We start from the raw sequence: 20,674 nt of genomic DNA, 5'->3' as shown, positions 1-20,674 counted from the left end.
GAATGCTATGGATGAATAGCAATTCGCCGCTGGCGCTGGCAGACATCGCCCAACGCGTGCGCCAGGCCCGACGGGATAGAAAGCTCTCGCAGGCCGAACTCGGCAAGCGTGCCGGGCTGTCGCGCATGCCCGTCTACCGGCTGGAGGCGGGGCAGGACGTCTCGCTGCGCTCCCTGCTGGCCATCCTGCCTCCCTTGGGGCTCGCCTTGAGGCTGGATGCCGCCCCCACCGGCCCCCTGCGTGCCAGCGACCTCGCGCAGACCTTCGCCCACCTGCACGCTTCCGAGGACGACGACCCCGGCGACGGCAACCCATGACCCTGCCGGAGAAACTGCGCGACCTGCACCTGCTCGTGGGCGGCGAGCGTCAGGCCGAACTGAGCAAACGCTCCGTCTACACCCTCGTCTACGAAGCCGGCGCACGCCACATCGTCGGCCTGGGCCTGCCCGTGAGCGAGCGCGCCTTCCAGGACGGCGACCTCTTCGCCGCGCTCGACATGAACCTGCCCGAGGGCTACCTGTTCGAACGCATCCTCGCGCACTTCGGCAAGTTTCCCGTCACCAAGATGCACCTCCTCGCCCTCATGGGCGATGGTGCCATCGGCCGCGTGGCCTGCCAGGTGCCCGGCCAGCCCCTGCCGCCCGTGCCCGCCGGCATCGCCCGCGCCGACCTGCTGGCCGGCCGCCGCAGCGAGGCCCTGTTCGAGCAGCTCGTCGGCGACTACCTCGGCACCGGCTCCGGCCTGGCCGGCATGCAGCCCAAGATCATGGTGCCCGTGGCCGACAAGGCCGCCGTGCCGGGCCCCAGCGTCATCGTCAAGGCCGAAGGTCCGCGCTATCTCGGGCTGAGCGCCAACGAATGGCTCTGCCTTTCCGCCGCCCGCCATGCCGGCCTACCCGTGCCGCCGGCCGATCTCTCAGCCGACGGCCGGCTCCTCGTGATCGACCGGTTCGACATCCGCCCCGACGGCAGCCGCCTCGGCTTCGAGGACATCGCCGCCGTCATGCAACTGCGCGTGCGCGAGCGCCTTTCCAGCCGCAAATACATCGGCAGCTACGAAGACGTGGCCCACGCCTATCGCCTCGTGTGCACCGAGCCTGCCGCAGCGCTGAGGCAGTTCTACGAGCAGCTCGTGCTGGCCGTGCTGCTGCGCAACGGCGACGCCCACCTGAAGAACTTCGCCGTGCTCTACGACGACGAGCGCGTCTGGCCCAGCCCCGTCTACGACCAGGTGACCACCGTCATCTACCCCTACGAGCGCCCCGGCGGCGTCGAGACCGTGGACCGCACCATGGCGCTCAAGCTCTGGCGCGGCGGCCGCAGCGGCGAGCGCTCGCCTGCGCGCAGCTATCCCGCCCGCGCCGAACTGGAAGCCTTCGGGCGCCAGGTCTGCGGCCTGCATCATCCCGGCCGGGTGATCGACCGCACCGCCGAAGCCATGGCGCGCGCCCTGGCCGAGCCGCACGCCGCCATCGCGCCAGCGTTGCTGCGGCAGATGGAAGATGCGTGGCGCGAATCCCTGGCCTGGATGCGCCGCGCCTGACTCATGCGGATGGGCGTTCGATTGACAAGGACCGTTCGGGCTGAGTCTGTCGAAGCCACGCGCGGCGCTTCGACAGGTTCAGCGTGAACGGTTGATATCGTTGAACGCATTCCCGCAGCAGCGGGCACGCCGGCCCTGGCACCGCTCACGCGATCAGCTCGACCGTCTCCGGATGCAGCGCCGCCATCCCCTGGTCGAAGGTCGCCAGCCTGCCATCGTTCTTCTTCGCCAGCGCCACCAGATAAGCGTCGGTCACCTGCCTGTGGCCCATCACGCCCTTCATGTCCACCCGCAGGTAATCCAGCGCATCCGGCCAGAAGCGGTGGCGTGGATGGCCCGTCAGGCCGCGCAGCACGCCCATGGCGTCCTCGATGCCGGGCACGGCCTGAAAGTGCAGCAGCATCCGCACCAGCGTGCCCTGCGTGATGGGGCACGAGGCGAACGCGCCCACCTGCCGCAGAAACCACTGCCTTGCCGCCGGATGGTGCACGTGGGGCGGATAGGTCAGCGCGACGAGGACGTTGCCGTCCAGCAGCACGGCGGCTTCGCGCTGCGGGCGCGTCATGCCTCGTCTTCCAGCGCGCGCACGTCGTCATCCGTCATGGGCCGGCTCGCGCCGAGGATGACGGGCAGGCCCGTGTCCTCGTCCATCCGGAACGCCGCCGCCGGATCCTGCGCGCCGCGAGGGGCCGACGCCTCCAGGCCGCGCCGCATCAGGTCGGCCACGACTTGGCCCAGGCTGCGCCTGTTGTGGCGCGCGAGGCTGGTGGCGACCTGGTGCAGGTCCGCAGGCAGATCGATGGTGGTTCGCATGATTGCATCATGATGCGCTCTCATCTTGATGTCAACGAAGTGTCGGAACGCACTTCGGTGGAACCGTGCCGTTCCGCACCACCGGGCATCTGTGCTGCGGATGACACTCCCGGCATCGTTGCCGCTTGCTTTGACAAATTTGTCAGCGACTTTTTTCCAGGGGCGTACACGTCGTGTCACAACGTGTAACCGATACGTGAACTTTTTGGCCCGAAACGGGCCTGGTACGGACTGGCACGGCGACTGCAGAGAAGAAGCGCACCGGGGAGGAGTTCCCGGGCTTGTTCAAACCAACCTGGAGTAACTTCCTCATGAACCGTCGTTCCATCGCACGTCAAGTGCAAAAGGGCTTCACCCTGATCGAACTGATGATCGTCGTGGCGATCATCGGTATTCTGGCGGCGATCGCGCTGCCTGCTTATCAGGATTACACGATCCGCACTCAAGTCTCGGAAGGCCAATCGCTCATGTCCGGGGCAAAGAATGGTGTGACCGATTTCTGGGCAGACAAGGGTCGTTTCCCGACCAGCAACGCTTCCGCGGGTGTCCATGCTATCCCGGCCTCCATTACCGGTTCCTATGTGACCTCGGTGGCGGTTGGTGCTGACGGTGTTATCACCGCTACGTACGGCAAGAAGGTAAACCAGAAGATCAGCGGGCAATCGTGTTCTCTGACGCCGCACGACGCTGGCGGTAGTGTGACCTGGACTGGTGCTTGCACCTTCGACAACAAGTGGCGTCCGTCGGCCTTCCGTAGCTAACCACCAAAACTGCACAGCAGTGGAGAAAGCCCGAGCAATCGGGCTTTTTTTTGCCTGTATGAGTTTGATGGGTAAGTGCTTGCAAACGAGATCGAATCTTCTGCTTTTCGCAGGTTTGATGCCACTGACTGCCTGTGCCGCTTTGGCGTGGCTACTCTACGCGCAAGCGCGCGGCATGACTTGGCAGTTCGATGACCTCATCAACCTACGCACCCTCGCGGGCGTCAGCACCCATGCCGGGCTAGTGGACTTCGTCTTCGGCGGCGTGGCAGGCCCGTCCGGGCGTCCCCTATCCCTGCTGACCTTCGTTGCGAACTATGACGACTGGACGGGCAACCCCTGGGGTGTTTCGCGCCTGAACCTGCTGCTGCATGGCTTCAATGGGATGCTGGTCTTCCTATTGATGCGGCGACTCTTCGTGCGCGTACCTAGCCAAGCCAGCATAAGCGTCTGGCTCGCTACCGCGGCCGCGGCGCTCTGGATGCTGCTCCCCATTCATGCCAGCAGCATCCTGATGCCTGTGCAGCGCATGACGCAGGTGTCCGCCTTCTTCACTCTATTCACGCTGTACGCCTATGTGGCGCTGCGCGCGAGATATACCGGCACGCCTTCAGTCGCCGGTATCTTCTGGCTCAGTCTGTGCGTGGGCATCGGCACGCTGTTGAGCGTACTGGGCAAGGAGAACGGAGCGATCACGGCTGCCCTAGTCGCCCTGATTGAGCTGTTCTTCTTTGAGCGATCCCCCAGCAAGTCCATCGTGCACCGCGTATGGCGCCTGTGGATCTTCGGGGCCTTGCTCCTGGTGCCGGTGGCATTGGCCTACCACTTGGTCACCGTGTGGGATGGCATTCAGGGCCGCTTCATCCACTATCGCGGCTACAGCATGGTGGAGCATGTGGCGACGCAGGCTGTGATCTCGTGGGAATACGTGCGGCAAATCCTGCTGCCTCGCGCAGCACTGCTGGGGCCGTATCACGACGGCCACGCGGTCTATGGGTGGACCATGTGGCAACCCTACGCCGCGCTGATCGCTTGGCTGGCTCTACTTGTTGTGGGGCTGGCATTGATACGCCACGGCCATGACGCCGCGATTCGGCGACTGGGCAAGTTCCTGCTCTTCGCCATCGTCTGGTTCTTCGCCTGCCACCAGATCGAATCCACCGTGATCCCGCTCGAACTGTATTTCGAGCACCGAAACTATCTCGCAGCGCTGGGACCGTGTTTCTTTCTCGTTTCGGCCGGGGGGGCATTGTGGGCTCTTGCGCAGAAACGCAAGTTGGTCTTGCTCGTGTCAGGTGCCGTGCTGGCTGTGCAGATCTTTGCTCTGCAACAGATCACATCCCTCTGGGGACAACCGATGCTGGCCAATGAAATGTGGGTCATTCACAACCCAGGGTCCACGCGCGCAACGCAGGCCCTCGCCAACGACTACCTCCGTCTCGGATTCAGAGCAGCCGCGCTGAGAGTCAGCGACGAATTCGCCCAGACCAATAATGCCATTGACGTGGCGATCCAGTTCTTTCCAAAGCACTGTTCCTCGGCCGACGCACACGAACTGCAGACAAGGTTTGCAGCCATCCAAGCGATGATTCCTGTGACGAAGAGGCCAGGAGGCATCCCCACCGGAATTGCTGCCATGGGCAATGCAATAAGAAAAGGTGAGTGCGCGGGCATCAGCCGGCTAGACTACATCGGCTTGCTGGGCCGCATGCTCGACAACGCTTCTATCCGCTGGAATCCGGCGGTCCGCCATCACCTGAATTACGAAATGGCATTGACGCAGATGGAAGAGGGAGATGTGAAGCAGTATGCAGCCTATGCACAGCGTGCCTTCCTTGATTTCCCGTCACTGTCTATTGCCCAAGCCGTCGCGTTGAACTTGTTCTCGCATGGCGAGTTGGAGCGGGCATTGGAGTGGGTGAATATGGTCTTGGCCAAGGCGCCGAACAAGATAGTCCGAAAAGCCTGGACAGAACAATTGGGTGGCCTGCGTAGTGCGATGCTGGATATCCAGCGGCAGTTGGATCATGCCTCTATGGAAGTTGAAGAGGCTGAAAAGGAGGGTGCTAGATGATTCTGCCGGACGAGATATCGTTTGTGCTGCCAGCCAAGAATGAAGAAGCTGCCGTGGGGCAGACTGTGGGCGGTATCCGCGCGCAGTTTCCCGGTTCGGAAATCATCGTGGTGGACGACGGTTCCACTGACGCGACTGCCGAGGCTGCGCGAGACGCCGGCGCGACGGTGGTGTCGCATCCCTATTCGAAGGGCAATGGGGCTGCCATCAAAACCGGAGCGCGTGCAGCGAAGGGGAAGGTGCTCGTGTTCATGGATGCCGATGGCCAGCACCAGCCCCAGGAGGCCTTGGAATTGCTGGAGCGCATCGAACAGGGCTATGACATGGCCGTGGGTGCGCGCAGCAAGACGGGGCAAGCCAGTTTCCATCGCGGATTGGCCAATGGCTTCTACAACCGTCTTGCCTCATGGATGGTGGGGCAGACGGTGGAAGATCTCACTTCCGGCTTCAGGGCCGTGCGCGCAGACCGGTTCCGCGCGTTCCTGTATCTGCTGCCCAATGGGTTCTCGTATCCCACCACGTCGACGATGGCTTTCTTTCGGGCCGGTTACTCGGTGGCCTATGTGCCCATTCGAGTCTTGCCGCGTGCGCAAGGTTCGACCAGTCATATCCGTCTGTGGCGCGACGGCGCACGGTTTCTGCTGATCATCTTCAAGATCGGCACGCTGTTCTCGCCGGTCAAACTCTTTGCACCCGTCAGCCTGTTGTTTTTCTTGGCCGGTTTGCTGAACTATGCGTACACCTACTTTTCCTACGGCCGCTTTACCAACATGAGCGTGCTGATGTTCAGCGCTGCGGTCATCATCTTCCTGATCGGTTTGATCTCCGAGCAGATTACAGCGTTGATGTACAAGGATTCTGAAGAGCGTTGAATCGGGCGGCAGGCAATGAGGTATCGCCCAGATGTGGAAGGGTTGCGTGCGGTTGCCGTTGGTTTGGTGGTGGCCGCTCATGCTGATGTGCCCGGGTTTTCGAGTGGCTTTATCGGCGTAGACGTCTTCTTTGTCATCTCCGAATATTTGGTGACAGGACTCCTGTTACAGACGTGGAAGGTGTCCGGGCACATCGACTTGGCAACTTTCTACGCCCGCAGGTTTCGTCGGCTGTTGCCCGCGTTGCTCGCGATGCTGCTGGGCACGGGCCTGCTTTGCTGGTGGGTTTTGCCACCCTACGCGCAGATGCTGGAAGCAGTAGCGGGTGCATCAGCTGCGCTCTGGCTCGCCAACTTCCATTTCGTGAGTGCTGGTGTCAACTATTTCGGCGCTGACGCGGAGCCAAGCGTCTTTCTGCATACATGGTCGCTCGGCGTGGAGGAGCAGTTCTATTTGGTATGGCCTCTGCTTCTGACGCTCGTGCTCTGGGGAACGCTGCCTCAGCGACGGTGGACTCGACGTGTGTTGCTGTCGCTGGCTCTGATAGCGGGGCTTGGGCTGGTTGCGACAGTGCTTGTGACGTACCTGAATGCACGCCTGTCCTTCTACATGATGCCAAGCCGCGCTTGGCAGTTTGCAGTGGGCGGAATGTCCTACCTGCTGGGTAACGGCAACGGACTGCTCGACGGAGCAAGAACCTCGTTTCGTGCATGGGCGATTCGCTTGGGGGCTGGACTTTTGCTGGTCAGCGTGTGGATCCTGGACAAGAACAGGCCATATCCCAGCTTCTGGGCCCTGCTTCCTACGCTGGGTACGGCGCTGCTGCTTTGGGGTGGTGAGCACGCATGCACCGAAGGCCAGGGTGTGAAGCGGGTGTTGCGCCACAGGGCCATGCTGGCTGTGGGCCGCGTTTCTTACGGCTGGTACCTGTGGCATTGGCCGCTTTTGACGCTGGCGCCGCTGGTGCTGCCCTTCCATGGAGCGTTGGGGAAGACTGCAGCCGTTGCCATATCTCTGGGCCTGGCTGTGCTGTCATATCTTTGGATCGAGCGACCGTTGCGTCGTCGGAATTTCATGCTACGTTGGCCGCGTGCGATGAATGTCGTGGCCATGACGCTAATGTGCATCGCAGCCACATCCATGTTCCTGTGGGGCGAGCATGCGGCAAAGAGGTCTGCGACCGTGGAGAGTCCATACAGAACCAAGTTTCCAGGGCTGTATGCCCAAGGCTGCGATGATTGGTATCACAGCGATACGCTGCAGCCATGCATTTATGGCAATCCACATGCCAAGCAAACTGCTTATCTGCTTGGCGACAGCATTGGCGTGCAGTGGTTTCCTGCTATGCAGAGGATATTCGCCGATCCGGAGTGGAGGCTCGTTGTGCTGACGAAGTCCTCGTGCCCTATGGCGGAGAGCTCTTTCTACTACCCTCGGTTGGGCCGCACATTCGATGAATGCGATGTCTGGCGGCGGCGCGCGCTGAAACAGGTCGTGCATGACCGGCCGGACGTCGTCATATTGGGCTCCAGTCACAACGCGCCCTTGCAGCAGGAAGGGTGGATCGACGGCACGCGCAACTTGCTTCGGCAGGTAGCGCCGGCGGCCAAACATGTCTTCGTTTTGCAATCCACCCCCGTGCTGCCATTCAATGGCGCGATCTGCGCGGGAGGCAAGAGCCAATCCATGCGTCGGTTCGATGAAGCCCGGCACTGTGTCGCGTCGATAACCGATGAGCGGAGAGAAAAGGTTGCCGCATGGATTCTGCAGGCGGCTTCTGCCTATCCAAATGTTCAGGTGCTGGACATGGGCGACGCTGTGTGCCCACAAGGGTTGTGCAGGTCGGTAATGGGCGGCCGATTGGTCTATCGGGATCAACAGCACCTGGATGGCGCTTTCGTCGACACGCTGACCGAGAGGCTGCAGGCGGACTTGGCGCCCGCGCTGGCGCCGAAGCGTGAACAGTGAAAACTCAAGCGCCATCCGTGCCGAGACATCGCCCGAAACTGCTGGTTCTGGCGTCCACCTACCCTCGCTGGCAAGGTGACCCAGAGCCGGGTTTCGTGCATGAACTGACCAAGCGATTGGCACTGCGGTTCGACGTGACGGTCGTGTGCCCCCATGCGGCTGGTGCCCGCCCGCGCGAAGTGATGGACGGTGTGGAAGTAGTGCGCTACCGATATGCCCCTGAGCGCTGGGAGCGCCTGGTGAATGACGGCGGCATCGTGGGCAACCTGCGGCGCCACCCCTGGATGTTGGCGTTAGTCCCCGGCTTCGTACTCATGCAGGCTTGGGCTGCATGGCGCATCGTGCGCCGGCGCCATGTCGATGTAGTGCATGCGCATTGGCTGATTCCGCAAGGGCTGATCGCTGCGGGCCTGCGCGGGTTGCGAGGGCGCTGCTTGCCCTACGTGGTGACGTCTCACGGCGCGGATCTGTATGCCCTTCGCGGCGCCGCGCTGGACGCCCTGAAGCGCGGCGTATTGCGTCAGTCCGCAGGTGCGAGCGTGGTCAGCGCCGCCATGCTGAAGGAAGTCGATGCGCTCGGCGTTGACCATTCTCGCGTGCGCGTGTTGCCCATGGGCGTGGACGTCGTCGGTCGATTCGTACCCGATGCGACCGTGGCGCGCCAACCCGATGAACTGCTGTTCGTGGGGCGGCTGGTAGAGAAAAAGGGCTTGCGCCATCTCACTGAGGCCTTGCCGCGGGTCTTGCTGCACCGGCCCGGTACGGTTCTTACAGTGGCTGGCTTCGGCCCCGAGGCGCAGGCGTTGGAGGAGCAGGCGCGGCGACTGGGCATTGCCCATGCCGTGAGATTCCTGGGTGCCGTGCCACAGGCCGATCTACCTGCGCTCTATCGGCGTGCGGCCCTCTTCGTGGCGCCATTCGTGCGTGCCGATTCCGGTGACCAGGAGGGTTTGCCCGTCGCGTTGATGGAAGCCGTGGCGTGCGGTTGCCCCGTGGTGGCCGGGTACGTGGCCGGCTTGGAGGACATGCTGGGCGCAGATACGAAGGCCTTGACGATCGACCCCCGAGATACCGATGCGCTGGCCCAGCGGATATTGGCCAGCTTGGCAGACCCGCAGGCGGCGCATGCCGCTGCCGAGCGCGTGCGCTTGCGGGCGCTCGATCTGCTCGACTGGAACAGAGTCGCCGAGCGCTATGCCGACCTGTTGCGCACAGCCTGCGGCGCAGAGGCGGAAATACGCCGCCCTACCGGCAAGTGAACGCCAACAAAGCCCTTGGGCGCTTGCACGCCCTCTGGCATCATGGCTGCCTACATCTTGTAACGCTCAATGTCCATGTCTTCGCTTGACCAACTCGCCGCGCGCTTTGAAAGCCGTGCGGCTGTCGTTGCCATCTATGGTCTGGGCTACGTCGGCCTGCCCCTGGCTCTGCGCTTTGCCGAAGTCGGCCTGAAGGTGATCGGCTTCGACATCGACCGTGCCAAGGTCGAGCGGCTCAACCAGGGCGGCAGCTACATCGAGCGCATCACGCCGCAGCAGATCGCCCGGGTACGAGCGGCGGGCTTCGAGGCGACCGCGGACTTCGCCCGCACCGCGGAGGCCGATGCGCTCATCATCTGCGTCCCCACCCCGCTCGATGCGCATCGCCAGCCCGACCTGAGTTTCATCGTCGACACGGTCGAGGCGCTGCTGCCGCACATGCGCCCGGGCCAGCTGCTGAGCCTGGAAAGTACCACTTGGCCCGGCACCACCGATGAAGTGATCGCGCCGCGTCTGCGGGCACGTGGCCTGGAGCCGGGGCGCGACTGCGCGCTGGTCTTCTCGCCCGAGCGCGAAGACCCCGGCAACCCCGACTACGGCACCAAGGACATCCCCAAGGTCATCGGCGGCACCACGCCCGTTTGCCTGCAATTGGGCCAGGCGCTGTACGCCCACGCCATCCAGACACTGGTGCCTGTCAGTTCCACCCGCGCGGCCGAGATGACCAAGTTGCTGGAAAACATCCACCGCGCGGTGAACATCGGCCTGGTCAACGAGATGAAGATCGTGGCTGACAGGATGGGTATCGACATTCACGAAGTCATCAGTGCGGCCGCCACCAAGCCCTTCGGCTTTGTGCCGTACAAACCCGGTCCCGGGTTAGGTGGCCACTGCATTCCCATCGACCCGTTCTACCTGACCTGGAAGGCGCGCGAGTACGGCGTCAACACCCGATTCATCGAACTTGCGGGCGAGATTAACCACCACATGCCGCAGTGGGTCGTGGGTAAAGTGGCTGATGCATTGAACGAACGCGGCAAGGCCATCAAGGGCAGCCGCATCCTGGTGCTGGGGCTGGCCTACAAAAAGAACATCGACGACACGCGCGAATCGCCCGCCGTCGAGATCATGGATGTGCTGCGCGCCAAGGGAGCCGATGTGGCGTACAGCGATCCGCATGTGCCCGTCTTTCCGCGCAAGCGCGACTACGAGTTCGACCTGCGCTCCGAGCCTATCACCCCCGAGAACATGACCGGTTTCGACTGCCTGGTGCTGGCCACGGACCACGACGCCTTTGACTACGCGCTGCTGCAACGGCATGCGCGGGTGATTGTGGACACGCGCGGGCGACTGCCAGCGGCTGGCAACACGGTCGCCGCCTAAAGCTCCCGCCCGATGCGTTCCACCCTCCGCAAAGTCTGGCAACTCTTCGCCCCCGCCGAGCAGCGCAAGGCGGCGGGCATGCTGGCGCTGGCGCTGCTGATGGCACTGGCCGAAACGCTGGGGGTCGTTTCCATCATGCCGTTTCTCTCGGTGCTGGCGCGGCCCGGTGTGGTGCAGGAAAACCCCTGGCTGCAGGCAGCCTACACCGGCCTGGGCTTTGCCGATACGCGCAGCTTCATCATCGCGCTTGGCATTGCGTCCATCGTGCTGGTGCTGGCCTCCTCCGCCTTCAAGACCGTCACCCAGCACCTGCTCAACCGCTTCGTGCATTTGCTGCGCCATTCCATCAGCAGCCGGCTAATGGCGCGCTATCTGGCCCAGCCTTACGAATTCTTCATCCACCGCAACACGGCGGAGCTTTCCAAAACCATCCTGGCCGAAGTGGACATGGTCATGGGCAACCTGATCCAACCCATGTCACAGGTCATCGTTCAGGGCATCATGGTGCTGGCCATGCTGGCGCTGGTGTTCGCCTACAACCCGTTAACCGCGCTGGCCATCGTGGCCGTGGTGGGCAGCCTGTATGGCCTCATCTACCTGCTGGTGCGCCGTCGCCTTAAGCGCATCGGCACCGAAATGGTGGAAGCCAACCGCCAGCGCTACCAGACCTGCAACGAAGCCCTCCAAGGCATCCGCGATATCAAGATCTCCCACGCCGAAGCGGCGTACCAGCAGCGCTACCAGCAGGCCTCGCGCACGCAGGCGCGCCACATGGCCGCCAGCGAAACCCTGAGCCAGACCCCCCTCTACCTGGTGGAAGCTACCGGCTACACCGGCCTCATCCTCATTGCGCTGGCGCTGCTGCTCAAAAGTGGCGACGTGGCCCACGTGCTGCCGGCGCTGGGCCTTTACGGCTTTGCTGCCTATCGGCTCTTGCCCGCCGCACAGATCATGTACCGGGGTTTTGCCCGCCTCAAGTTCGCCAGCGCCACGCTGGACAGCCTGCACCGTGACATGTCGCTGCCGCTGCCCGTCGCCGCGCCTGCCAAACAGCCGACCATCCTGCCGCGGCAGGAAATCCGCCTGAGCGGCATCCGCTACGCCTACCCCTCCACGCCCGGCAAAGCCGTGCTCGACGGCTTCAACCTGCTCATCCCGGTCAATACCAGCGTGGGCATCAAAGGCCCCAGCGGCGCCGGCAAAAGCACGGTGATGGACATCCTGCTCGGCCTGCTAGTGCCCCAGGCCGGTACCCTGAGCGTGGACGGCCAGACCATCACCGCGCAGAACCTGCCAGCCTGGCGGGCCGCCATTGGCTACGTGCCGCAGCACATTTACATTGCCGACGCCAGCGCGGCCGCCAACATCGCCTTCGGCGTCCCTCCGGACCAGATCGACATGCAGGCCGTGCAACGCGCCGCCCGCGCCGCGCAAATCCACGATTTCGTGATGAACGAACTGCCCCAGGGCTACGGCACCCCGGTAGGCGACCGCGGCATTCGCCTTTCCGGCGGGCAGCGCCAGCGCATCGGCATTGCCCGCGCGCTGTACCGCGATCCGCCCGTGTTGTTCATGGACGAGGCGACGAGCGCGTTGGATGGCGCGACGGAGTCGGCTGTCAATGAGGCGATACGGGCGCTTTCCGGCAGCAAGACCATCGTGGTCATTGCGCACCGGGAGGCAAGCCTTCAGGCTTGCAGCCGGATTCTGGCAATCGCCAAAACAAGCTGACAGCACCAAGTATGGAAAAACAAGTAGAAAGATCTCATTACGAGTTCAGTCGATATATGACGAAAGCCCGCTGGGCAAGCGTCTGGCATCAACTTGATGAAGTGCTAAAGCAGAATCCAAAATCCGTGTTGGAAATTGGACCCGGCCCCGGAATATTCAAAAACATAGCGGTCAATATCGGTCTCAATTTTAAAACACTCGACCTTGACCCAGAGCTAAATCCAGACTACATCGGGAGCGCTGACGCGCTCCCCTTGCCCGACAACTCATTTGACGCCGTTTGTGCCTTTCAAGTGCTTGAGCACATGCCGTTTGATACCAGCATGAAGGCATTACAGGAAATGTGCCGGGTGGCCAAAAAAATCGCCATTATCAGCCTTCCCGAAGCTGGATATTGCTGGCCCAACACCATCTCTCTGCCTTACATACGAAAGGTCCAATTTATAATAAAAAATCCTTTCAAAAAGCCCCAAAAACATGTATTCGATGGGGAACACTATTGGGAGATAGGCAAGCAAGGATATGATCTTCCGCGCGTCATGGATGCCATCAAATCCCATGCGCAGAAAAATTGCAAAATATCAACCTATCGGGTTCATGAAAACCCTTATCACCGCTTCTTCATATTGGATCTTTGCAGTTAGGAAACATGGCTAGCCCACTGCTCTCCGTCATCATCCCCACCCACAACCGCCCCCAGTTCCTGCCCCGCGCCATCAAAAGCGCCCTGCAGGCTACGCCGGATGAAGATGTGGAAGTGATCGTGGTACCGAACGGGCCGGATGAGTCGTGGAAGGCGGTGGCCGAGTTGTTCAAGCATGACCAGCTCGTGCAATGGCATCCGATAGCCAAGGCCCATGCCAACGCCGCCAGAAATGAAGGGAAGCGACTTGCCGTAGGCAAGTATCTATGGTTCCTTGATGATGACGATTACCTGCTTGCAGGTGCCACTCAGCTAATAGAGCTTGCTGAGAAAGAATCGCTTGAAATCGCTTCGGCACCGGTAGATCTAGTTGCGCATGATGGGCGTCTCATCAAAAGGTTGAATCTTGCATCTACAGACGACTTCGTTTCAGCCGTGCTTTCCTCTCAACGACAAACTGGATTTTCATTTCACATATATCTTCGCCCACCGATATGTGATTTTTGGTTTGATGAAGGAATTAATGTTGGACAAGATACGCATTGGGTGCATCACCTCTGTCAGCTAAGAGATTGGCGATGGGGGAAAATTGATGCAAGCGGATACGCATGGAGACAACATTCTTCCTCTCAAATTTCGGCAGCATTTGGGCCGAGTGAACATCTAAAGCTCCAAGAACGGCTTCTGTGGGAAACGATTGAGCACTTAACTCATAACCATCGGCTCGCTGACGACAGAGCCCAGTTTGCAGCGCAAGGGATGTGGTCCTTGATTCACGCAGGGTTCTTCATGAGTCCAGGATACTGGTATCCCGTTATAAAAAAGGTTCAAGGACGCTTTCCGGGCACTTACCCCGATATAGCCATCTACAACAAGCCATTGGGGAGATGCCTTCCTCCTCTGGCAATGGAATCCCTCATGCTTCCCAAACGCTGGATGAATCACTTGAAGCGTCAGCGTCTGGTAAATCGAGGGATAAAGAACGCGTGGGAATTTTGAATGATAAGACAAAAAATTTCCATCATCATCCCAGCCACAGGTAAGCGCCAGGAACTGTTGCGACGCGCCATTGTCAGCACCTTTGTCGATGACGAATCGCTGTTCACGGAAATCATCGTGGTCGTCAATGGATCTGAAGCAGGCTCCTTTGTCTTGCCAAATAGTATTCCCTTGCCTAGCAATGCAGCCATTCATGTATTGCAAACTGAACAAGCAGACGCCAATCACGCTCGAAATCTTGGCATCGAGCATGCCACCGGGCAATTGCTTCGCTTTCTGGATGACGATGATTACCTGATACCGGAGGCGGCCAAGGCGCAGTACCAATTCGTGCTGCATGAAAATCTGGATTTCTGCTCTGGCAATGCTGAAATTCGTGATCAAAATAATGAGTTGCTCGACATACTTTCTCAGCCCGACGAGCAAACGGCCTGCGAGGCCACACTAACTCGAAAACGGGTTCAGCTTACCTTTGCTCCGGTATATAGGACAGCAACATTACATGGCCTGCAATGGCCAGTAGGTCTACGCCAATCCGAGGATATTGTCTGGCTGATCCGCTACGTTACTGCGGCACATCGTCATTGGAAGCGTTTCAATCATGTAGTAGGCGTGTGGTATCAGCATGCCGGCGAGCGCCAGTCATTGAATCGACCGTCAGGCTTCATACACGAAGCCACCGCCCAAGCCTTGCTTGAAGCAAAAAATACATTGCAGCAGCAAGGGCGCTGGGATGAACATTTGGCCGACCTGACTGCTGAAGCGCTGATGGATTTGGTCCATCGAGCTTTCCCTTTTCGCCCCTTACGTTGGACTGGTATAGCCAATCGCGCATTACAGATAAATCGGCGCGTTCGCCCACCGCAGCCGGTGTATACCTACCCCGGCTTTCATCATATCGACCCACGATTGTTATTGTGGTTGCTGCTTCCTAAGCGCTGGCTTTCGCTTGGCTGGGGTGGCGCTAAGAGTCTGATTGCTGGATACGATTATCGGCGTGCATTGTGAACGTCATGAATAGAAACCAGGCCCGAAGCAGCATGGTCACCGCCATCATCGTCACCTACAACCGCCAGCATTTACTGCGCAAGGCCCTGGTGGCGCATGCCGCGCAGACCTTGCAGCCTTCGCGACTGCTTATCGTGGATAACGCCTCTACCGACGGCACGCGCGAGATGCTGGCTGCCGAGGGCTGGCTGGATCAGCTTGGCGCGGAGCTGCTCGTTCTGCCGGAGAACACAGGTGGCGCGGGCGGCTTTGCCGCGGGCCTGAAGCACGCCATCGACAGCGGCGCCGAATGGGTGTGGATGATGGACGACGACGCCGAACCGCACCCGGATGCGCTGAAAGAGCTGATCCGCGTGGCGGTCGATCCGATGCAGGTCTATGGCTCGCTGGCGGTGTGCGGGGATGAAACCTCGTGGCTGACCACGGTGCTCGATCCACCGGTGGGAGAAGTGAGTCGGCCGGATGATGTGCCGGCCTGCGCCCAGGTGCAATCCCTGCCTTTCCTGGGCTTTCTTATCCACCGCGATCTGGTGGTGCGTATCGGCTTGCCCGATGCCGGCTACTTCATCGCCGCCGATGACGTGGAATATTGCGTGCGTGCGCAATATGCTGGCGCGAAAGTGATGATCGCCGGCAGGAGCCGCATCGAGCACCCCAAGTCCCGTCCGTACAAGATGCGGGTGCTGGGCCGCACCCTGACCTGCCTAGCCCTGCCGCCGTGGAAGCGCTATTACGACACGCGCAATCGGCTGCTGATCGCCCGCAGGCACTACGGCCTGCGGCTGTTTACACAAACCATCCCAGGCTCGCTGGTGCGCCTTGCTGCGGCTTTGTTCAAGGAACCGCGCAAGCTGGCCCAACTGCACGCCTTCACCGCCGGCTTCATCGACGGCCTGCTAGGCATCAGTGGCAAGAGGCACACGTTCTGGAGAATCCAGTGAGTTCAAGCACCTTCATTGTCGGCGCCGGTTTCGCCGGTTCCGTGGTCGCCCGCGAACTGGCCGACGCGGGCAGCAAGGTCCACATCATCGACCGCCGCCCGCACATCGCCGGCAATGCCTTCGACGAAGCGGACACGCACGCCGTGCTGGTGCACCGTTATGGGCCGCACATCTTCCACACCAATAGCGAGAAGGTGTGGGCGTTTCTTTCGCGTTTCACTGAATGGCGCCCCTATGAGCATCGCGTGCTGGGCGTGGTGGACGGCAAGCCCCATCCCTTTCCCATCAACCGCGACACGCTCAACCAACTGTACGGCCTGCAACTTGACGAGGCTGGTGCGGCGGCCTTCTTCGAGCGCGTGCGCGAGCCGCGCGATCCGGTGAGAACGAGCGAAGACGTGGTGCTCAACAGCGTGGGCCGCGATCTATACGAGAAGTTCTTCCTCAACTACACGCGCAAGCAATGGGGCATGGAGCCCTCGCAGCTGAAAGCGGGCGTGGCGGCGCGCATTCCGGTGCGCACCAACACCGATGACCGCTATTTCACCGACACCTTCCAGGCCATGCCGCTGCATGGCTACACGAAGATGTTCGAGCGCATGCTCGATCACCCCAACATCACGGTCGAACTGGGCGTGGATTTCGCTGACGTACGCGGGCGCGGCGGTTTCGACCACGTGGTCTACACGGGGCCCATCGACGCCTACTTCAACCACTGCTACGGCCCTCTGCCTTACCGCTCGCTGCGCTTCGAGCACGAGCACCTGGCGGGCGTGCAGCAGTACCAGCCCGTGGGCACCGTCAACTATCCCAACGACCACGCCTACACGCGCATCACGGAGTTCAAGCACCTGACCGGCCAGCCGCATCCGGGTACGTCCATCGTGCGCGAGTACCCGCAGGCCGAGGGTGATCCGTATTACCCCATTCCCAGCGACGAGAACGAGGCGCTGTTCAAGCGCTATCAGGCGCTTGCAGAGGCGGAGCCGGGCGTGACCTTCGTGGGGCGGCTGGCGGAGTACCGCTACTACAACATGGACCAGGTGGTGGCCGCATCGCTGGCGGCGGCGCGGCGGCTGATCGAGGCGTGGCGTTGAGCGGGTCCGATGCGAATCGCCTTTCTGTGCAAGCGCCGGTACATGAGCAAGGATGTGGTCCTTGATCGCTATGCACGCCTGTACGAGATTCCTCATCAACTGGCCTTGCTGGGGCACGATGTGCTGGGCCTGTGTTTGGACTATCAGGGCCGTGAAGATGGCGCGTGGACGCATGAGGCCATGCCCGGTCGCCTACGCTGGCAATCGCATGCCCTGCGGCCTCGTGGGCGCCTGCCGAGGGCGGCCTATGGCTGGGAGGCATTGACAGCGCTACGTGCTTTCAAACCGGACGTGCTGATCGGTGCGTCCGACATTCCGCATGTGGCGCTAGGCGCCTGGCTGGCGCACAGGCTGGGTTGCTTTTACGCCGCCGACCTCTACGACAACTTCGAAGGCTTCGGGCAGGCGCGCATCCCGGGTTTCGTGCCGGCGTTGCGCTGGGGCGTGCGGCGAGCCGACCTGGTGACGACCACGAGCGCATTGCTGCGTGAGCACGTACAGGCCGTATGCCGGCCGCGCGGCGCAGTGTTGGCCATGCCCAGCAGCGTGGATCTTTCGGTCTTCAAGCCGCGCGACAGGCAGGCATGTCGGGCTGCGTTGGGGCTGCCGGCCGATGCCCGGCTGATCGGCACGGCCGGTGGCTTGTACCGGGAGAAGGGCATCGAGCCGCTTTACGCCGCGTGGCCGCAGATCGCGGCGGCGCGGCCCGACGCGCATCTGGTCTTGGCCGGCCCCACGGAGCCGCAGTGTCAGCCGCCCGTCGGAGATCGTGTGCATCACTTGGGCATGCTGCCTCACGACCAAGTGGCTCGACTGTTCTGTGCACTGGACGTGGGGGTGATCTCTGTGCTCGACACGCCGTTCGGCCGGTACTGCTTTCCCCAGAAGGCGTATGAAATGCTGGCCTGCCGGCTTCCCCTCATTGCGGCGAATGTGGGTGCGACGGGCGAACTGTTTGCCGGCTATCCGAATCTGCTGTTCAAACCGGGCGATGCCGATGCGCTGGCGAAGGCAGTGCTTGCCCAACTCGATCGTGCAGAGCAACCGGCGTTGCCCATTCGCGACTGGCGTGCGCTGGTTGAAGACATGGCGCGCCATCTACCTGATCCCGCTGCCGCTGAACGATGCCAGGCAAACAACCCAAACTGATTCTTCGCGAAAGCGCCATTGACGACCTCATCGGCGACTGGCTGCCCGGCCGCTTCCTGGAAATGGGGCGGGCACCGGCTACATGACACGCTTCCTGCTCGAGCGAGGGCACACAGGTGCCGCATCGGACCTGGGTGAGGACAGCCGTGCCATGATGCGCCGCAACCTGGCATTCGCCGGTGATCGAGTTCGGGTTTTCGATTCGGTGGCGGAACTGCTGCCGGCATCCTTCGACTATCTCGCCGCATTCGAAGTGCTCGAACACATCGAACCGGACCTGGCTGTCTTGACCGAATGGGCGGCCTATTTGCGTCCTGGAGGGCGTGCTGTCTTTTCAGTGCCCGCGCATCAGCGCAAATTCGGGCGATCCGATGAACTGGTGGGGCATGTGCGTCGGTACGAGAAGAAAGAACTGCACGAACTGCTGGAGCGGGCGGGTTTCGGCGAGATTTGGATCATCAGCTATGGCTTTCCCCTCACAGAACTGACACGTCGCGTTTCGAATCGAATCGTGGCCAAGGACAAGAGTTACGACAGCATGAGCGCTAAGGAGCGTAGCATCCGCAACGCTCAGGCCAAACTCGGGCATTGCACGCATGCTGTCCTGGGTCGATGAGCGGCTGTTTCGCCCGTTCTGTGTAGTGCGACGCTGGTTCTATGGGGTGGATTGGGGCGATGGCAATGTCGCCCGCGCGGTCAAGCGGTGACTGCCTTTTGATCCGCCCGCAGCAACCCCTGCCGCTCGATCAGCGCCACCACCTCATCCAACCCCGCCAGCGTCTTGAGGTTGGTCATCACGAAGGGCTTGCCGCGCCGCATGCGCTCGGTGTCGGCGCGCATCACCTCCAGGCTGGCGCCCACGTGCGGGGCCAGGTCGGTCTTGTTGATGACGAACAGGTCGCTCTTGGTGATGCCGGGGCCGCCCTTGCGCGGGATCTTCTCGCCGGCGGCGACGTCGATCACGTAGATGGTCAGGTCCGAGAGCTCGGGGCTGAAGGTGGCGGCCAGGTTGTCGCCGCCGCTCTCGACGAAGACGATGTCCGCGTCCGGGGAGTCGGCCAGCATGCGATGGTCAATCACATGGCTATGGCGTCAAAGCATCAAGGCGCATCCTGCCCCCGCCATCATGAGCCGGCTGACCATCACCCTGAGCGAACCGCGCGACCTGGTGCGGCGCGCGCGCAAGCGCAGCAGCCTGGGCGAAGCCGGCGCGGTGGAACTGGCGCAGAAGGAAGTGCGGGCGCATCTCGGATGAAGGCGCCAGCCATCATCGATACCGACGTCGTCGTGGCCGGCCTGCTGACCGCCCAGGCCGATGCGCCGACGGCGCGGATCCTCGACGGCATGCTGGCGGCAGCCTTCCCGTTCGTGGAAGAGCGGCCTGCCCCCAGAACCCGTGCCGGCTGTGTCGAGGAATCCGCTGGGGCGGAAGCACCGCCGACGGTGCCCCTTCAAACTGTACAATTTAGCCAATTCAGAAATCCTGGAAGGAAGGCCCATGCTGAGCATGACGTCCGTCGAAGCGCAGAACCGCTTCGGCCAGTTGCTGGATACCGTGCAGCGCGAATCGGTGTCGGTCACGCGGCGGGGGCGCACGGTCGCCTATGTCATTTCCCCGCAGGAGATGGCCGAACTGCAGCGTGCGCGCAGCGCGCAGGGCGGCGCCCTGGAGCGGCAGCATCGGCAATGGGCCCAGGCCTGCGCGGAAGGCTGGAATGCGGTGCATGCGGAGCTGGGCTCTTTCGCCGACGAGCACTCGACACTGTAGGCATGGCCCAGTTCGACGTGCATCGCAACAAGGGCGCACAGCGCGAGGCCATTCCCTTCGTGGTGAGCGTCCAGTCGGCCCAGTTCGACCGTTATCGGCGCCGCGTGGTGGTGCCGCTGGTGCGCCGCGCGGCCATGCCCGGCGCCACGGCGGCGCTGGCGGGCACGCGCATGAATCCCGTCTTCACCATCGAGGGCGAGGCGCTGGTGCTGCACCCTCTGGATGTGGTGTCGGTGGCGCTGGATCAACTGGGCGACCGCGTGGGCTCCCTGGCCGAGTCAGGCCAGCAGATCGCCGACGCGATGGATGAACGTAAGCGGGCAATTAACCACGTCCTTCTCGCCAGCCCGCTGACCTGAGAGCCTACGTGCCCACGTACATGTAGATGGGAACGTAATGTCAGAGTGGGTTTCGGAGTTGGCCGGGCGGCTGATCGTTGGCCGCAAGCGCGATGGCCGGTGTGTCTATGACGCGCAGGCCAAGCAGGAACTGATCGAGGCCTGCGGTCGGCCAGGCATCTCGATGGCCAAGCTGGCGCGCGACTGCGGCATCAACGCCAACCTGCTGAACACCTGGGTGCGCAAGCACGAACGCAAGACGGTAGTGCTGGCCGCGCCGGCAGCCGTCGAGCCCGAGGGCGCTGCACCAGCCTTTGTGCCGGTCCA

The 20,674-nt window shown here is 61.9% G+C and carries 22 protein-coding genes and 1 pseudogene; 20 read left to right on the top strand and 3 right to left on the bottom strand.

From position 1 onward, the window contains the following. Nucleotides 1-11: 11 nt before the first annotated feature. Together Q392_RS10880 and Q392_RS10875 are read left to right on the top strand one after the other, a co-directional pair. Nucleotides 12-317, top strand: coding sequence for a helix-turn-helix transcriptional regulator (locus Q392_RS10880; RefSeq protein WP_169748299.1), 306 nt, complete (start codon nt 12-14; stop codon nt 315-317). After that, on the top strand, nt 314-1,543 hold the full coding sequence (locus tag Q392_RS10875) for a type II toxin-antitoxin system HipA family toxin (protein WP_038206394.1): 1,230 nt from the start codon (nt 314-316) through the stop codon (nt 1,541-1,543). Before Q392_RS10880 ends, Q392_RS10875 begins: the two co-directional genes overlap by 4 nt. A 145-nt stretch (nt 1,544-1,688) precedes the next feature. On the opposite strand, the gene Q392_RS10870 is transcribed toward Q392_RS10875, so the two are convergent. Both Q392_RS10870 and Q392_RS10865 read right to left on the bottom strand, forming a co-directional pair. Then, the gene (locus tag Q392_RS10870) at nt 1,689-2,108 is read right to left on the bottom strand and encodes a TA system VapC family ribonuclease toxin (protein WP_038206391.1); all 420 of its coding nucleotides are present in this window, start codon (nt 2,106-2,108) and stop codon (nt 1,689-1,691) included. Continuing rightward, nucleotides 2,105-2,356 carry a hypothetical protein gene (locus Q392_RS10865; RefSeq protein ID WP_038206381.1) on the bottom strand — a complete coding sequence of 84 codons (252 nt, stop codon included), beginning with the start codon at nt 2,354-2,356 and terminating at the stop codon, nt 2,105-2,107. Before Q392_RS10865 ends, Q392_RS10870 begins: the two co-directional genes overlap by 4 nt. Before the next feature lie 311 nt (nt 2,357-2,667). Between Q392_RS10865 and Q392_RS10860 the strand changes: the two genes are divergently transcribed. The 14 genes from Q392_RS10860 to Q392_RS31865 all read left to right on the top strand — a co-directional run bounded on the left by Q392_RS10860 (nt 2,668) and on the right by Q392_RS31865 (nt 18,857). Continuing rightward, complete coding sequence (locus Q392_RS10860) at nt 2,668-3,117, top strand: pilin (protein WP_038206377.1); 450 nt, start codon at nt 2,668-2,670, stop codon at nt 3,115-3,117. A 118-nt stretch (nt 3,118-3,235) separates the two neighbouring features. Beyond that, complete coding sequence (locus tag Q392_RS10855; RefSeq protein ID WP_038206374.1) at nt 3,236-5,191, top strand: hypothetical protein; 1,956 nt, start codon at nt 3,236-3,238, stop codon at nt 5,189-5,191. Next, a complete protein-coding gene (locus Q392_RS10850; protein WP_038206372.1) occupies nt 5,188-6,063 on the top strand; it encodes a glycosyltransferase family 2 protein in 876 nt (291 codons plus the stop codon). Before Q392_RS10855 ends, Q392_RS10850 begins: the two co-directional genes overlap by 4 nt. Before the next feature lie 15 nt (nt 6,064-6,078). Next, nucleotides 6,079-8,031 (top strand): acyltransferase family protein, encoded by a 1,953-nt coding sequence (locus Q392_RS10845; protein ID WP_084216998.1) that lies wholly within the window; start codon nt 6,079-6,081, stop codon nt 8,029-8,031. Between the two features lie 95 nt (nt 8,032-8,126). Continuing rightward, nucleotides 8,127-9,290: a glycosyltransferase gene (locus Q392_RS10840; RefSeq protein ID WP_245610694.1), complete on the top strand. Its 1,164-nt coding sequence runs from the start codon at nt 8,127-8,129 to the stop codon at nt 9,288-9,290. Between the two features lie 75 nt (nt 9,291-9,365). After that, nucleotides 9,366-10,673, top strand: a complete 1,308-nt coding sequence (locus tag Q392_RS10835; RefSeq protein ID WP_038206579.1) for a nucleotide sugar dehydrogenase — start codon at nt 9,366-9,368, stop codon at nt 10,671-10,673. 12 nt (nt 10,674-10,685) lie between these two features. Continuing rightward, a complete protein-coding gene (locus tag Q392_RS10830; protein ID WP_038206366.1) occupies nt 10,686-12,404 on the top strand; it encodes an ABC transporter ATP-binding protein in 1,719 nt (572 codons plus the stop codon). A 56-nt stretch (nt 12,405-12,460) separates the two neighbouring features. Next, a complete protein-coding gene (locus Q392_RS31880; protein ID WP_211260228.1) occupies nt 12,461-13,048 on the top strand; it encodes a class I SAM-dependent methyltransferase in 588 nt (195 codons plus the stop codon). A 5-nt stretch (nt 13,049-13,053) separates the two neighbouring features. Then, nucleotides 13,054-14,046, top strand: a complete 993-nt coding sequence (locus Q392_RS31875; RefSeq protein WP_084216996.1) for a glycosyltransferase family 2 protein — start codon at nt 13,054-13,056, stop codon at nt 14,044-14,046. Further along, nucleotides 14,047-15,054, top strand: a complete 1,008-nt coding sequence (locus Q392_RS31870; RefSeq protein WP_084216995.1) for a glycosyltransferase family 2 protein — start codon at nt 14,047-14,049, stop codon at nt 15,052-15,054. It begins immediately after the preceding gene. 32 nt (nt 15,055-15,086) lie between these two features. Beyond that, nucleotides 15,087-15,995, top strand: coding sequence for a glycosyltransferase (locus Q392_RS33875; protein WP_051953271.1), 909 nt, complete (start codon nt 15,087-15,089; stop codon nt 15,993-15,995). After that, nucleotides 15,992-17,092, top strand: coding sequence for a UDP-galactopyranose mutase (gene glf / locus Q392_RS10815; RefSeq protein ID WP_038206359.1), 1,101 nt, complete (start codon nt 15,992-15,994; stop codon nt 17,090-17,092). Before Q392_RS33875 ends, glf begins: the two co-directional genes overlap by 4 nt. Before the next feature lie 42 nt (nt 17,093-17,134). Continuing rightward, the gene (locus tag Q392_RS10810) at nt 17,135-18,241 is read left to right on the top strand and encodes a glycosyltransferase family 4 protein (RefSeq protein WP_211260226.1); all 1,107 of its coding nucleotides are present in this window, start codon (nt 17,135-17,137) and stop codon (nt 18,239-18,241) included. Between the two features lie 37 nt (nt 18,242-18,278). Further along, a complete protein-coding gene (locus Q392_RS31865) occupies nt 18,279-18,857 on the top strand; it encodes a class I SAM-dependent methyltransferase (RefSeq protein ID WP_281173407.1) in 579 nt (192 codons plus the stop codon). A gap of 80 nt (nt 18,858-18,937) precedes the next feature. Here the strand turns inward: Q392_RS31865 and Q392_RS10805 are convergent. Beyond that, a pseudogene (locus tag Q392_RS10805) lies at nt 18,938-19,309 on the bottom strand (GTP-binding protein); the annotation flags it as partial. A 58-nt stretch (nt 19,310-19,367) separates the two neighbouring features. Between Q392_RS10805 and Q392_RS34040 the strand changes: the two are divergent. The 4 genes from Q392_RS34040 to Q392_RS32740 form a co-directional block, all read left to right on the top strand. Then, the gene (locus Q392_RS34040) at nt 19,368-19,496 is read left to right on the top strand and encodes a hypothetical protein (protein WP_281173405.1); all 129 of its coding nucleotides are present in this window, start codon (nt 19,368-19,370) and stop codon (nt 19,494-19,496) included. A gap of 243 nt (nt 19,497-19,739) precedes the next feature. Further along, on the top strand, nt 19,740-20,009 hold the full coding sequence (locus tag Q392_RS31275) for a type II toxin-antitoxin system Phd/YefM family antitoxin (protein WP_051953266.1): 270 nt from the start codon (nt 19,740-19,742) through the stop codon (nt 20,007-20,009). 2 nt (nt 20,010-20,011) lie between these two features. Continuing rightward, nucleotides 20,012-20,368 (top strand): CcdB family protein, encoded by a 357-nt coding sequence (locus tag Q392_RS31860; RefSeq protein ID WP_084216993.1) that lies wholly within the window; start codon nt 20,012-20,014, stop codon nt 20,366-20,368. Between the two features lie 37 nt (nt 20,369-20,405). Continuing rightward, a partial coding sequence (locus Q392_RS32740) for a transposase (protein WP_038206561.1) occupies nt 20,406-20,674 on the top strand: 269 nt, incomplete at its 3' end.

Origin of the sequence: Xenophilus azovorans DSM 13620 (assembly GCF_000745855.1) — a bacterium.
Taxonomy (GTDB): domain Bacteria; phylum Pseudomonadota; class Gammaproteobacteria; order Burkholderiales; family Burkholderiaceae_C; genus Xenophilus; species Xenophilus azovorans.
This window is presented reverse-complemented; position numbering and strand designations above follow the sequence as displayed.

Bases quoted from the DNA above. Each gene is read 5' to 3' on its own strand.
- Q392_RS10880 (WP_169748299.1), top strand. From the start codon at position 12: ATGAATAGCAATTCGCCGCTGGCGCTGGCAGACATCGCCCAACGCGTG.
- Q392_RS10875 (WP_038206394.1), top strand. From the start codon at position 314: ATGACCCTGCCGGAGAAACTGCGCGACCTGCACCTGCTCGTGGGCGGC.
- Q392_RS10870 (WP_038206391.1), bottom strand. From the start codon at position 2,108: ATGACGCGCCCGCAGCGCGAAGCCGCCGTGCTGCTGGACGGCAACGTC.
- Q392_RS10865 (WP_038206381.1), bottom strand. From the start codon at position 2,356: ATGCGAACCACCATCGATCTGCCTGCGGACCTGCACCAGGTCGCCACC.
- Q392_RS10860 (WP_038206377.1), top strand. From the start codon at position 2,668: ATGAACCGTCGTTCCATCGCACGTCAAGTGCAAAAGGGCTTCACCCTG.
- Q392_RS10855 (WP_038206374.1), top strand. From the start codon at position 3,236: ATGCCACTGACTGCCTGTGCCGCTTTGGCGTGGCTACTCTACGCGCAA.
- Q392_RS10850 (WP_038206372.1), top strand. From the start codon at position 5,188: ATGATTCTGCCGGACGAGATATCGTTTGTGCTGCCAGCCAAGAATGAA.
- Q392_RS10845 (WP_084216998.1), top strand. From the start codon at position 6,079: ATGAGGTATCGCCCAGATGTGGAAGGGTTGCGTGCGGTTGCCGTTGGT.
- Q392_RS10835 (WP_038206579.1), top strand. From the start codon at position 9,366: ATGTCTTCGCTTGACCAACTCGCCGCGCGCTTTGAAAGCCGTGCGGCT.
- Q392_RS10830 (WP_038206366.1), top strand. From the start codon at position 10,686: ATGCGTTCCACCCTCCGCAAAGTCTGGCAACTCTTCGCCCCCGCCGAG.
- Q392_RS31880 (WP_211260228.1), top strand. From the start codon at position 12,461: ATGACGAAAGCCCGCTGGGCAAGCGTCTGGCATCAACTTGATGAAGTG.
- Q392_RS31875 (WP_084216996.1), top strand. From the start codon at position 13,054: ATGGCTAGCCCACTGCTCTCCGTCATCATCCCCACCCACAACCGCCCC.
- Q392_RS31870 (WP_084216995.1), top strand. From the start codon at position 14,047: ATGATAAGACAAAAAATTTCCATCATCATCCCAGCCACAGGTAAGCGC.
- Q392_RS33875 (WP_051953271.1), top strand. From the start codon at position 15,087: ATGGTCACCGCCATCATCGTCACCTACAACCGCCAGCATTTACTGCGC.
- Q392_RS10810 (WP_211260226.1), top strand. From the start codon at position 17,135: ATGAGCAAGGATGTGGTCCTTGATCGCTATGCACGCCTGTACGAGATT.
- Q392_RS34040 (WP_281173405.1), top strand. From the start codon at position 19,368: ATGAGCCGGCTGACCATCACCCTGAGCGAACCGCGCGACCTGGTGCGG.
- Q392_RS31275 (WP_051953266.1), top strand. From the start codon at position 19,740: ATGCTGAGCATGACGTCCGTCGAAGCGCAGAACCGCTTCGGCCAGTTG.
- Q392_RS31860 (WP_084216993.1), top strand. From the start codon at position 20,012: ATGGCCCAGTTCGACGTGCATCGCAACAAGGGCGCACAGCGCGAGGCC.